This window comes from Paenibacillus hemerocallicola (genome assembly GCF_006265175.1).
GTDB lineage: Bacteria > Bacillota > Bacilli > Paenibacillales > NBRC-103111 > Paenibacillus_AB > Paenibacillus_AB hemerocallicola.
Map to the genome: position 1 here is coordinate 1 of NZ_VDCQ01000122.1, position 12008 is coordinate 12008.

At 49.1% G+C, this 12008-nt stretch carries 13 protein-coding genes and 2 pseudogenes; 6 read left to right on the forward strand and 9 right to left on the reverse strand.

From position 1 onward, the window contains the following. Positions 1-354: 354 nt before the first annotated feature. Positions 355-489: a hypothetical protein gene (locus tag FE784_RS42550; RefSeq protein WP_281287214.1), complete on the forward strand. Its 135-nt coding sequence runs from the start codon at positions 355-357 to the stop codon at positions 487-489. 53 nt (positions 490-542) lie between these two features. On the opposite strand, the gene FE784_RS41445 is transcribed toward FE784_RS42550, so the two are convergent. After that, positions 543-737, reverse strand: coding sequence for a hypothetical protein (locus tag FE784_RS41445; RefSeq protein ID WP_176706864.1), 195 nt, complete (start codon positions 735-737; stop codon positions 543-545). 106 nt (positions 738-843) lie between these two features. Between FE784_RS41445 and FE784_RS39715 the strand changes: the two genes are divergently transcribed. Further along, a complete protein-coding gene (locus FE784_RS39715; protein WP_139607833.1) occupies positions 844-1104 on the forward strand; it encodes a hypothetical protein in 261 nt (86 codons plus the stop codon). Between the two features lie 212 nt (positions 1105-1316). Here FE784_RS39715 and FE784_RS39720 read toward each other — a convergent pair whose 3' ends face one another. Beyond that, on the reverse strand, positions 1317-3071 hold the full coding sequence (locus tag FE784_RS39720; RefSeq protein ID WP_139607834.1) for a glycosyl hydrolase family 28-related protein: 1755 nt from the start codon (positions 3069-3071) through the stop codon (positions 1317-1319). A 750-nt stretch (positions 3072-3821) separates the two neighbouring features. On the opposite strand from FE784_RS39720, the pseudogene FE784_RS39725 reads away from it, so the two are divergent. Continuing rightward, positions 3822-4064 (forward strand): annotated as a pseudogene (locus tag FE784_RS39725) (transposase); the annotation flags it as partial. Positions 4065-4254: 190 nt separating this feature from the next. On the opposite strand, the pseudogene FE784_RS39730 reads toward FE784_RS39725, so the two are convergent. Continuing rightward, a pseudogene (locus tag FE784_RS39730) lies at positions 4255-4439 on the reverse strand (IS110 family transposase); the annotation flags it as partial. Between the two features lie 550 nt (positions 4440-4989). Further along, a complete protein-coding gene (locus FE784_RS39740) occupies positions 4990-6228 on the reverse strand; it encodes a Ger(x)C family spore germination protein (RefSeq protein WP_139607836.1) in 1239 nt (412 codons plus the stop codon). Positions 6229-6580: 352 nt separating this feature from the next. Between FE784_RS39740 and FE784_RS39745 the strand changes: the two genes are divergently transcribed. After that, positions 6581-7567, forward strand: a complete 987-nt coding sequence (locus tag FE784_RS39745; RefSeq protein WP_139607837.1) for a phosphotransferase — start codon at positions 6581-6583, stop codon at positions 7565-7567. Positions 7568-7758: 191 nt separating this feature from the next. Then, positions 7759-8337, forward strand: a complete 579-nt coding sequence (locus FE784_RS39750; RefSeq protein WP_139607838.1) for a hypothetical protein — start codon at positions 7759-7761, stop codon at positions 8335-8337. A 460-nt stretch (positions 8338-8797) separates the two neighbouring features. On the opposite strand, the gene FE784_RS39755 is transcribed toward FE784_RS39750, so the two are convergent. Genes FE784_RS39755 through FE784_RS39775 form a run of 5 tightly spaced genes read right to left on the reverse strand, consistent with a single transcriptional unit; the run spans position 8798 to position 11092 of the window. Continuing rightward, positions 8798-9097, reverse strand: a complete 300-nt coding sequence (locus FE784_RS39755) for a spore coat protein (RefSeq protein WP_139607839.1) — start codon at positions 9095-9097, stop codon at positions 8798-8800. Between the two features lie 12 nt (positions 9098-9109). Next, positions 9110-9304 carry a hypothetical protein gene (locus tag FE784_RS39760; RefSeq protein ID WP_139607840.1) on the reverse strand — a complete coding sequence of 65 codons (195 nt, stop codon included), beginning with the start codon at positions 9302-9304 and terminating at the stop codon, positions 9110-9112. 15 nt (positions 9305-9319) lie between these two features. Continuing rightward, the gene (locus tag FE784_RS39765; RefSeq protein WP_139607841.1) at positions 9320-10456 is read right to left on the reverse strand and encodes a zinc-dependent alcohol dehydrogenase; all 1137 of its coding nucleotides are present in this window, start codon (positions 10454-10456) and stop codon (positions 9320-9322) included. After that, entirely contained in the window at positions 10453-10839 is a 387-nt protein-coding gene (locus FE784_RS39770; RefSeq protein WP_139607842.1) for a spore coat protein, read from the reverse strand. The genes FE784_RS39765 and FE784_RS39770 overlap by 4 nt, the downstream gene beginning before the upstream one ends. 13 nt (positions 10840-10852) lie before the next feature. Beyond that, positions 10853-11092 carry a spore gernimation protein GerQ gene (locus FE784_RS39775; protein ID WP_139607843.1) on the reverse strand — a complete coding sequence of 80 codons (240 nt, stop codon included), beginning with the start codon at positions 11090-11092 and terminating at the stop codon, positions 10853-10855. 279 nt (positions 11093-11371) lie between these two features. Here FE784_RS39775 and FE784_RS39780 point away from each other — a divergent pair, with 279 nt between their 5' ends. After that, positions 11372-11707, forward strand: coding sequence for a spore germination protein (locus tag FE784_RS39780; RefSeq protein ID WP_281287215.1), 336 nt, complete (start codon positions 11372-11374; stop codon positions 11705-11707). The last annotated feature ends 301 nt before the right edge of the window (positions 11708-12008 follow it).

Here is a 12008-nt window from a genome sequence, read left to right on the forward strand (position 1 = left end):
CGGCAAAGTATTCAAAGCGGCTACAGGCTATACGCCACGTCAATTCCGCAGCCTCAGGCAGTAGCGACCGCGGGCCGAGGTCCTTCAAGCAGCCACACAACCTGACGAATAAAGCGGGAAAGCAGCGTGGTTCAACGAAGCCGGAAATCCTATACGGACATAGCGGTCCGCAAAGTCACCCCTTGCTTCAAGTTGAACATAGCATAAAAAAAAGAGCAAAATAAACGGCATTTTGGACCGGATCGGCAAAAAAACCGGAAGAATGCTGCGAAATTTTGTCGTATGGTTGAGTCAGGCTTCGGCGGCCCCTATAAGTGTTGAACCTCCAGACTTTCGAAAAGGCGGTGAGTGAAGGTGTCGAACCACCTTTTATTTGCGACAGACTCATACATGTTCCATCTGCATGAACAAACGCCCCGGGAGTTCGACTACACCCGCGCGGCGGCGGACGGCAACTGGCACGATTGGCAGCGCGCCTTCCGCAAATGACTGAGCGATCTGACCGGCCTTACCCGCATCCGCGAGCAACATCGTCAACTCTCTTAGCCCGCGACGAATTGCAGAAAAGGGCGTTCATGCATGGACGCACCTTGATCGGCGAAAGGGTGCACGACATGGGACGGCTGATCGATTACGCGGCCACCCGGCCCGAGATCGACACGAGCCGAATCGCCATTACCGGCAATTCGGGGGGGCGGCACAGTCTCGTTTTTTACCGGCGCTTTGGACGAACGCATCGCCGTATGCGCGCCTTCATCGTACTATTGCACGTTTCGCGGGTCGATCATGCACGTCCCGCACTGTTGGTGCAACTTTATTCCGGGCAACATGGAGCTTGGCGAGATGTACGACATCTCCGGGCTGATCGTGCCCCGCCCCGTCTTGTTCGTAAACGGCGTGCATGACGCCATTTTCCCGATCGAACGCACACGTGAGGCATTCGCCCATACGCAGGCGATTTACGGAGCGATCGCCCCGGAACGGCGCGATTTGTGCGAGTTGTATGAAGGAAGCGGCGGCCACCGCTATTACAGCGAAAGGGTATGGCCTTTTTTGCGCCATCATTTCGGAACGGGAACAAAGGAAAGCGAGGAACGGACCTGACAACTTTGTCGCTGAACTTAGATAGACAAGCCAAGCAAGCGCCAAAACCGGTGCGGTTCACGGCGCTTGCTTCTTTGGTTTTCAAACGGTCTTTGCTTCAATACGAGACGATTCGGCCCGCCGCTACGGCTCCTCCATATGTCCGGGCGCACAACGGTGGCGGAAAGGCCCTTCTGCGAGTGGCCCCAATCGCTTTCGTGACTCGTCCGCGTTTACCACGCAGCCAGCGGAACCCTTCTCCAGTTATTGTTTGACACACAGATGTAAAGGTAACTGGTGTCCGCCGCATAATCTCCGACCAGTCCGGTCGATGTGGAAGAGGAAGGAACGGTAGTTGAATAAGTTCTAAGTGAAACCCAGCTTTCTCCATTATACCACTCCGGTCTATTGTCGCTGAGATTAAAGAATTGGTGACCGGAAATCAAGCCCTTGCCTATTGTCGGCCTTTGAGATGCCGAGCCTCTATTCTGGTCGGCAAAATTGAATATCGCATCCTGGAGGGCAACAGTACTGGATTTGGCAAATCCGTTAGTCATCCTCGTATGCAGAATATTCAGTGAAACTTGAAGACTGGAAGTGGAGTCATACAAATAACCAGGCGCGACTATTGAGCTAGTCAAGTTCCGGTTAATCCATCCGCCTACAAACGTAACCCTGGCAGCTGCGGATAGTCGTATGTGTGCCGCATTCTCCCCATTCAACATAAAAGTGTTCGCGCCTATAATGCTGCAAGCAGTATAATTAGGGGATGGTCCGACGAAGCTGAAAACCGTTTGCGCATTTATGCTTTCCGAGCCAGGAGACACAACCGTCCCTTGCAAACCGTATAAATCATAAACTACTCCTGTACAATGGTCGGCACACGGATTGATCACAGACACATAATTTCCGTAGATTTTATAGGCTGTTCCGGTGCAGATGTTAACGTAACACGATTCATAACAGTTTGATGTGACAATACCGCTATTATGAAAAATTCCATTTTGACATTCTTGCACTCTTACCCATTCATATCGATTTAAGTAGTTGTCGCCGTCCCCATATACGCCATTCGCACATTTCCGCACATAGACGTTTTCCACACGACATGACACAGTGCTGAGCGGCATGAAAATCCCGTAGTCCACAATAGCTCCACCAGCAGCTTCTAAAGTCACGCCGCTTATGACGATATTTCTTGACATCTGACTGGAATTCAAACTTTTATTAGTAAAAATCATAATCGCATTCACGTCGAACGGGGCGCTTAGGGCAAGACTGTCGCCGGTTGTTTTTCGAATCACCGTCGCTTCCCGTCCCGCACCAATAAAGGTTATTCCGGCATCGCTTGATGAAGAAGGACTTCCATAAATCAAAAGAGGCTTGGATATTGCGTAGACACCTTCCGGCAGGTAAACCGGCGTTTTGCTGTCATGTGCCGCTTCAATTGCCGATTGAATGGCTACCGTATCGTCCACGACTCCGTCCCCTACGGCGCCAAACCATTTGGCATTGAGCCAGCCTTGCCAAATTCGCTTGAATCTAGCTCCGGAAGCGGATACAATAACAGTTCCCGCGTTGTCGGGCGAAATGGAGTCACCTGGGTCGTAATAACACGGGCCTTCCTTCTCTCTATCCTTGATGTAATAAAGAAAATCAGGGTTCGGATTTGCCATAGATATTAACTCGGCGATGGTGACAGGAACACAATAATTCATGTTCATCAATTGGGGTGGGGAGATTCGGTTCGTTGCATTGTCGTATACTCCTTCAAAGGCCGAGACAGTATTTCCAAAAGCGGCATTAGACCCCCCGTACAACAAACCGCCGGCGGCGCCCACCCCCGCCATTGCGAGCGTTGCCAACAGCTGTCTTCGACTCCACACAGCAACCGGTTTTTCCCGACATGCACCATTCTGCGAAAGTTGCCCTCCTTCCCCCGGTATTTCAAGCAACTCTTCGCTGAACGTTTGATTTTTTTTCTCCATTTCTATCCATTCCTTTCTCCTCTTTTTGTGACGATTGCGAAGCCAAGAACTGATTCAGCTTCTCGTCGGCTTTTCTTAAAGCCGTGTTGACGTCCTTGCCTTTGTAACAGTCGTAAAATGCCGCTTAAATCAAGTTGCTCGCCTGGGTCGTATATCTGGACGTACTGGCGAGTTCCAGGCCGGCGGCGAATGCGGCTTCGAATCGTTTACCGGCCAAGTCGAATACCGAGCCGTTTTTCTCACCAACTCCATCTGTGTTTCATCTTCCTGTTAAGGTTCGAAATATCCTTTAATGGTTCATAATGATATCAGGCGTTTCTCCTGCCACGATAAGATTGTTAATATTCGTGGTGGACGTCTGCACAATCGTAATGTACGAGTATTTCTTTTTGATCGGATCTGGGCCGTTCGACGGATTTGCTATCGGTTCGTTGTTGCTGCACCACTCTAAACGGTTGCCGCCGTTTCCAATAGCATAACTTGTGCGATTTAGCTCTTCTTCAATGATCGATCCCAAAGCGCGCCTCGATAGGAAACGCTTTCATTACAAGGATTTTTTTAACTTACTCATCATTCATCCGATACTTCGCACGTAGCTTCCCCCCATTGCCGCTAATTTCCTTACACATGGTATGGTATCGTGATCACTGTTCGAAAACTAATTGAATTTTGCAATTATGTTTGAATATGCGCATATTTTGCTTTGATTTTCGAATCAATGTTAAAATATGCAAACCAATAAATTGCATACTGCAGACTTACGACGAGATGGAAGGCATCGGTTGGGAATGGCAAAGCATTGACGGCAGCCTGATCAAAGCCCCGCTGGCCCTGGAAGCCGTTGGACGTAATCCAACGGACCGGGGAAAAAAAGGAATGAAGCGGAGCGCCTTGGTGGATCAGCATGGACTTCCGCTGGCATTGGTGGTGGAAGGGCCCAACCGACATGATGTCAAATTGTTGGAGCAGACTCTGGAGGCTCGGGTCGTCCAGCCGGCCTTCGTGAAGGTCTGATAGGTCTCGAAGCCGCAATCGAGAGCTATTTCCAGTACCGGCAAATTAGACCGCCGCAGTTGCCGAGCCGCTTCGCTCATCTACCGCTTGCGGATGTAGTCTTTGAGCGGGTGCCCGGTCAGCGCATAGAACAGCCGATTCAGGTTGGGAAGCGACATGGCCGCCGCCATACGTCCGCTATGACAAGCGCGTCCTTCGGATCACTATTTGTGGGGAAATTATCGCGGTTTTCTTGTTCTTTTTGGTTGTGGCCGGATTTACCATGACAACCTCTTTGCCCTTGTCTGCAAGCCAATTGGCCAAGTTATATCCATAGTGACCCGTCGGCTCCATACCGATCAAGACGTTCTTTAAATGGGCGAGTTACTTACGAAGGTTTTGCCGCAGCGTGGCCCTTGATGAAGGGGGAGGGTGCCGACGAGATGAATTCCATGCCCAAATATGGGGCTACCACTACGCTAGAAGAACCTCAAAGGATCGCCAGTTTCATCAAAAACAACATTATAGAAGAAGTGACCAAGCATTTTATCCTATCAACCCGCAAAATGAGTTGACTAAGCAGTTCATGGTGAGTTTCACAACCAACACAAATCTAAGTGTGGGGCAAGCCCCCTACGTTGGAATACACTTTGCCAGTCTGTCGACTCTTTTATTTTTTCAATATAAAAAAGATCGAGGAGGGGAAGTTCCTCGACCACTACCGCTTAGAGGGGCTCCCGACAACTCCTCGCGACATGTTGAACAGCAGGGATTGAGGGCAAGATTATGCCGTAAGAGTGAAACCCCGTATCCTCCGGCGCAGCATGACCTCTCCTTCCCGCTGTATCTAATATGGTATGTAAACACCGGAGGCTTGATCGGACTTGGACGTCAGCTTCATTCCGCAAGTATCCGATAACTTCGCTCAACTTGTCTTGCTTCCGACTCTTCTGATGCTACTTGTGACTTGCACGTTAACATCGATTTCGGTATATATTTCTTCCCATTTCTCCTTCGTGCGTATCTCCCTGTTCCAATAGGCAGGCCTTTTAGCCCGTACGTATTCACCGAAGCCAAAAATATCGGAACCCTTTTGTTGGGTTTTGCGAATAAGTTCGCGGTAGTTGACCGGTCCATTCTCAGTCAAAGACCTCTCGATCTTGGTAATAACTTCATCTGAAAGCTGGACATGCTCATTTGATTTTTCGACCAAGTTGCCCTCATTATGAATTTTTACATGGATTACCGGTTTCCCATTGCGGATGGCGACATCTATTCTAGACTTCCGAAGTGTGACTTGGTACATAACGGAAGTATCCGTTCCAGGGATTTGTACAAGAGCTGTGTATCCTCCTCCCTTAATATTCTTAATCCCCATATAAGCTCCTATTTCCAATGGTTCGGTTCTTCCGACCATTCGATCTGACTTAAAGAAAGCGAGTCCGGCCATTTCAAAACTACCGCTTCGAACCATTCGGACATACGGTAAGTATGGATCGGTCCCTTTTGAAGAAGTAGCGGACCAATACGTTCCCGCAAACACGTTAGGCAACTTGCCCATCTGGACGGCATCATTCATCGTGCCTAAAAGATAAAGAATCGGGACTCGTTCCAATTGAGGCACGACCCTCATAAATTCGCCCGCCTCACCTTCGGAAACAGCAATCCAATTCGTACGGCGCACTTCTGGGTTACGCCGTAAATATTCGTTAATGTTCATAAGTCCCAGTTTGGCTACTTCATCGGAGATAACGATTACCCGCAGATGCCCCCAGAACAATCGGTGTGCAATTTCCTGCTGGAGGACATTGAAAGCATCGTCGATCGTATGTCCTACGGCACTTACAACCCAAACAGGCTTTTCTCCACCCTTCGCTCCCCCTCCCCCTTCACTGGGCCCGAGCGGAATGCGCCCGGGAACGGCTAATTGTATTGTGATCCGTAGCGCGGGAGCATCCGTCTCCGGAACATTTTTCCCGATAAACGTAATATTTCTTGGTTTCTCGATTTCGCTTGCCTGCGCTTTATCGATAGCTACTCCCAGAATCATGGCCCGTTCCTCGATCTCCAACCTATCCCAACATCCAGTCAGGATTGCCATCATGCAGGTAAGAGCTGCCATTAGATTGGCTCTATTTCCGATCGTAACCACATCCTCATCCATTATCGTGCCTTCGCTGTCTGGAATTGGTCTAATGCTATTATGTCCCATATTTAAGTCGTGACTCATTAAACGATCATCTCTTTTAGGGCGAATTTATGAAATGGAGAAGGCCCGCCAGCCGAAGCCTGCGGGGTATATTTTGCAAAGCGATTGGAATGATCATGATGCAGACGTCCAACGCAACCTTTTAACCGAATAATTATATAAATGCTTTCAAAACGATTAACAGAAGATGAAAAGAACAAGGATGACGGGCAGATTAGGTAACGCAAAACATAGATTTAGCAGAGAGGTTACATAGGACCCCACGAGGAATATAAACTTATACACTGTAAATTTAGGAGTTGGTCAAATGGAGACAATGTTATCGGAAGAAATGATCCGAGATGACCTAATACAAACATTTCATCGCCTTTTCGATTTGAATGTACTTGAATCTACTGCAATAAAACGAGGTTGGTTAAACTTAAAATGGAAAGTTACAACTGATTCAGGTCAATTTTTACTTAAACAATACAACAAAAAAAGATATAAATTGTATAATCCAGAGGAGCTATTGTTTGCATTCTCTCAACAGGTTAGATTATTTGACCAAGGTCTTGCGTGTCCCAATTTGTTATCACACAATGAAAGTATTTTGCTTGAATCTGATAACGGAGAACGCTTCACGGTGATGGAATATTGCCAGGGCAAACTAATTCCACCAGGCAAAACTAATGTACATCAAATATACGATTTAGGTCGAGCGACAGGAAAAATGCATCGATTGTTAAACGATGGGACACTTCGTATTAAAAATAGCCCGCAATTTATTCCTCCAAGGCGTGAGGAGCGTTTAGCACATTGGAATTCAGTCTGGGAACAGACAAAGGAAGCTGGTAAAACTCGGTTGCTTGCTGATATAGAAACTCAACGTAGAGCAACTGAAGAAATAAATATAGAAATACTCGAATTACTTCAATCAGGGTGGGCTCATCGTGACCTTTGGGTCGATAATCTTTTATTTAATGATAACCGATTAACTGCAATTCTTGATTTTGATCGGCTAAAATATGACTATCCGCAGCTTGATGTTGCTCGGGCTGTTATATCATGTGCGTTAGATGATAATTTAGATGTCTCCCTTGCTTCAGCATTTATTGAAGGGTACAGCGAAGAACGCACCGTGGTAAAGGGTTACTTAACAAATTCATTAAAGTTGTTGTGGTATATGGAAAGCACATGGTGGATAAATGCTAACATGGATCAACATAGTGTACCTCCCGCTCGCTTCGCAAAGGAAATGCTTTGGCTTGCTGAAAATCAAAAGAGTATGTCCGATTTGTTAGGAAATATTTAGATAATACGAACAATGAGATTCGCGCTCGCTGTCGCCGGAGCGAATGGATCATTCGGTGAGCTGCAGCTGCTTAAGGGGATGGCTAATGGCTTAGTATTAGCCGAGGAAAACGAGCAGAATCACGGAATACTCATTAATGGAAAGAAGTTTGACTATGAATATCCGTCTTTTGTACATAATGATGCTGTTACGTGCCGATGTATGGTGTTTTAGGGGAAGTGGGCATCTACCCAGAATACAACAAAAAATACGATGTGGTAAGGATAGATACTCCTAGTAATGTGCTAATAGTAAAACCTGATTACAAGACAATGAGTTTCACCGACTTAGGACTTGATAATTTTGAACAAAAGAAAGAATTTCAAAGTGTATATGTTAACTTGGAGTTCCCTCTTATAACAAGAAATTATGTGGTTAATGTTCCGCTAATCTTCCTTGTCGAGTATATGGGTATAGCAGTTGCTTGGGGAGAGATTGGGGATATTAACATATCGGGCAATTACGATTTAAATGGCAGTAGGGAAGTATTACATAAGGATCGGGAAGCTAGATTTGGGAAATTAGGTACGTCATACACAAATGTATGGTACGCTTACACCTACAAAGATTTCGTGTCCAAACATATTAAAAATAGAATCGATTTGAGTGCAATGGGATTAAATTCCAAAGCAAGAGTGGAGAAATATATAGATCAAGATGTATGGTTGCACACGCCTTCCACGACGTTTATTTATAAGAAGGGTGTCGAAATTTTTATTAGTTTCGGCTAAACACGTTGTCGGAAGTTGGAGAGTCGAAACGTCCTCCACTCTACAAACCGCAGAAGCAGCCGATCTTTGTGGTTGTCATCAGCCACTTTAATTGTCGGTGAATTAGGAACCACCAGTGACGGCAGCTTTTTGCATTCGCCACCGACAAGCATTTGGCGATTAGATTTAGGCTTGCGGAATGACGGACAAAGGAAAAGACCCGCCATTGGCAGGTCAATTTAGAAGCAAAAACGGTATTTGGTTTTGGGATGGAGCCAGAACTTTACACCTCCAAAAGCAACATACCACTCCGTATCAAGCTCCAGATTCGCTGGGAAAAATAGGATGCCAAGCTCAAACATAATCGGATCGCCGCAATGTAAGGGGTATAGAAGTCTCATTCCATCGTAGCCGAGCGAAAAAAGCTACCCTCCCGCGGAGCCGGAACGCTCCGAACAGGAAGATAGCTTCGCGGGGCTCGTTACATGGACGGCAGGCTGAGCGCTGTCTGCATGCTCTGCAGATCCAGCTGCAGCTGCTCCTGGGTGTTCCAGGGATGATACAGCCCCTTTTGCATCATGTACATCGTAATCGCATCGTGCATGTCGATCGCTTCATCGAGATGACGCAGAAGCGTCGCCTTCACCTCCGGCGTGCCCGACTCCGTCACCGCGGCGGCATAATTGCGTACGGCCGATTTGGCCGTCGTCAGGTAATCCATCGCGATCACCTGGTCCGTCATCACATGCATGCCGGTTAAATGCTCCAATATTGTGTTCATTTGTCCACACTCCTATTGCATCGCTTTGTTCATAATCCCGCCAAGCTCCTGCAGCTGCCGCGTCGTGAGCTCCACATCCCGCTGCAAAATCTGCTTGAGCGCCGGGTCCGAGACCAGCGCCTGCATCGTTTTCGACTTCGTCAGGCAGACCGTCTTGAACGCCGCCATCTCGTGTACCTCCAGCGTTTCGTGCAACGCATATCCCATAAACGATGCCCCCTTCTAAGGCTTAAGTACAACCTTGATGCAGTTGTCCTGCCGCGTATCGAACATTTCGTACCCGCGCTTCGCTTCGCTGAGCGGAATGACATGCGTAACGATATCGCCGGGGTCGATCTTGCCGGTATCGACAAGCTCATACATGTAAGGCATGTAGTGAATGACCGGCGCTTGGCCCGTCTTCACCGTAATGTTGCGCTGAAAAATATCGCCCATCGGGAACGCGTTGTACCGGCCTCCGTAGACGCCGGTCACCTGAATCGTTCCGCCCTTGCGCACGCATTGGGAAGCGATCACGAGCCCGCCCATTGCGCCGCCGTGCAGCTTGAGGCCCGAGGCGAGCTGCTCGAGCGGAGACATCTTGCCGCTCATGCCCGAGCAGTCGATCACGACGTCCGCGCCGCCCTGCGTCATCTCCTTCAGCTCGTTGCCGACATTCTCGTACTGCTCGATGTTGACGATTTCCACGTTGTTGATCCGTTTGGCGTGCTGCAGCCGGTAATCGAGGAAGTCCAGCGCGATGACGCGCTTCGCGCCCTTCATCCAGCAAAACTTTTGCGCAAACAGGCCGACCGGACCGCAGCCGATCACGATAACCGTATCGCCGTCCTTGACGCCCGCGTTGTCAACGCTCCAGAAAGCGGTTGTCATCGCGTCGGCGATCACCGTCAGCTTCTCGTCGGGCTGCTCGCAGCTTTCAGGGATTTTGAAATGGGTGAAATCCGCAAACGGCACCCTTAGATACTCGGCCTGTCCGCCGGGAATGCCTCCGGTCGTGCCGGAATAGCCGAAGTAGGCGCCCATATCGCCATGCTCGTTCGAGTTGTCGCACTGGCTCTCCAGGTGGTTCTGGCAATACCAGCACTGCCCGCATGCGATATTGAACGGGATGATCACGCGATCCCCTTTCTTCAGCTTGGTCACACCGGGACCGACCTCCTCGACAATCCCCATAGGCTCATGTCCGACCACGAAATCCTCCTGCATATTCGGAATCATGCCGTGAAACAGATGGAGGTCCGAGCCGCAAATGGCGCTTGCCGTAATCCGGACGATCATGTCGTCCGGCTTCTCGATTTTCGCATCGGGCACCTCTTTGACCTGAACGTTTTTAATGCCTTGATACGTTACCGCTTTCATGCTTGGTGCCCTCCCATATGCTCGTCCGGCGTGCGGTCGAACATGCCTTTGCGTCTAGTGTCGTCCGGGAACAGCTGCAGCTTCGCAATGTCCATCGTCTGCGTCGCTCCGAGCATGTCCAGTTGGAACTGCTCCTGCAGCTCGTAAGGGTGAAACCATTTCTTGCGGATCATCAGCTCAGAGATCTCCTGGTGCAGCGCGATGCCTTGATGCAGCTGCGCGCGCAGCAGAGCCCTGGCCTCGGGCGAGGCCGTCTCCGTGATCGCGAACGCGGTGTTGCGAACACCGTCCTTCGTGCGGATCAGGAAATCCATCGCGAACGTCATGTCCGCCTTCTCCGGCATGTTTAGCGCTTCCGCCGGATCCAGATAATCCATTGTCATGTAAGCAGTCACCTCAATTCAGAATGGGAGTGGGCCGTTTTTCCGGTACCGGGGCGCTGAACGGCGCCCGCTTATATAATGCCTGCAAGTCGGTCAAGCCTTGGAGCGACTGTTCCACGTCCTTTTGCATCAAATCCTTCAATTCTTGGTCAAAAACGAGACCTTGCATCAGCTTCGATTTGGCCAGGCAGAGTGTCTTGAAGTTAATCGCCTCGTGAATTTCCAACGCTTCGTGTGGAGCCAATGTGGTCATTGCTAGTCACTCCTTTTTTGTGAGACTCAGCTATTTTTACCTGAAATATGTAGAGGTATTCTGGAAGAGAATTGTTAATTATGTGAGCGTATGGCAGCGCGGTCGGAGGCGGGGTGGAGGCAGGTGTGGCAGACGCGGGCGAGTGTTTGGGCGAGGCGGGCCAGTTGCTCTTGATTATAATATAAAGTTTTTCTTAAATTAGTTATTTTTAACCAGAAATTAGGAGACTACCGACGGAAGACGAGATTGTCCGAAGGGAAAGGGAGTAGTCATTAAATAATCAGAAGTTCCCACTTGAAAACGATCAAACTATCCGTAGGAGAAGTATCCAAGACGGATGTCGTGATCGCGTATCTTGACGATATAGCCAATGAAGAGCTTGTGAGAATGCTGGTGGACCGTATAAAAACAATAGCGATCGACGGTGTCATCGAAGGCAATATGTTCGTTCAGCTTATCGACGAAAATCCGAACTCCGTCTTCCCGCAATTCATGACGACGGAGCGTCCCGATGTCATCGCTTCCAAGGTGCTCGGCGGACGAATCGTCGGTTTTGTCGACGGCAGTCCGTCGGCCTTCAGTTGCAGGCAGACGTCGGCGAAATCCGGCGGCTGAAGCCCTGCGAAAAGTCATGCAGATCGTGTGACGAAGCAAATCTGCAGGCCGTAACGAAAGTGAATCCTACCGCATCGTGAAAGTGAACCCGAAAGGGACAAGAGGGAGCCGAGCCAAGACTGCCCCGGTGAAGGCCATGGAACGTGCGAAGATCTTGGAGACGCAGCGCGGAAGAACCCTCCGGTGTAAAGGGAGCGGCATGCAGAGACAGTTGTATCTGGAACTAGGGATACCCTCCCCCGCACGGAATTTTTTTTCGTATGCGACTTTTCTGGAATAAGAAGCACAAGAAACGCAAAAT

Excerpts from the sequence above, each read along its gene's own strand:
- FE784_RS39760 (WP_139607840.1), bottom strand. The coding sequence starts at position 9,304 with ATGGGATATGCGTTGCACGAAACGCTGGAGGTACACGAGATGGCGGCG.
- FE784_RS39745 (WP_139607837.1), top strand. The coding sequence starts at position 6,581 with ATGGAGACAATGTTATCGGAAGAAATGATCCGAGATGACCTAATACAA.
- FE784_RS39755 (WP_139607839.1), bottom strand. The coding sequence starts at position 9,097 with ATGAACACAATATTGGAGCATTTAACCGGCATGCATGTGATGACGGAC.
- FE784_RS39715 (WP_139607833.1), top strand. The coding sequence starts at position 844 with ATGTACGACATCTCCGGGCTGATCGTGCCCCGCCCCGTCTTGTTCGTA.
- FE784_RS39770 (WP_139607842.1), bottom strand. The coding sequence starts at position 10,839 with ATGACAATGGATTATCTGGATCCGGCGGAAGCGCTAAACATGCCGGAG.
- FE784_RS41445 (WP_176706864.1), bottom strand. The coding sequence starts at position 737 with ATGCGTTCGTCCAAAGCGCCGGTAAAAAACGAGACTGTGCCGCCCCCC.
- FE784_RS39765 (WP_139607841.1), bottom strand. The coding sequence starts at position 10,456 with ATGAAAGCGGTAACGTATCAAGGCATTAAAAACGTTCAGGTCAAAGAG.
- FE784_RS39740 (WP_139607836.1), bottom strand. The coding sequence starts at position 6,228 with ATGGATGAGGATGTGGTTACGATCGGAAATAGAGCCAATCTAATGGCA.
- FE784_RS39720 (WP_139607834.1), bottom strand. The coding sequence starts at position 3,071 with ATGGAGAAAAAAAATCAAACGTTCAGCGAAGAGTTGCTTGAAATACCG.
- FE784_RS39775 (WP_139607843.1), bottom strand. The coding sequence starts at position 11,092 with ATGACCACATTGGCTCCACACGAAGCGTTGGAAATTCACGAGGCGATT.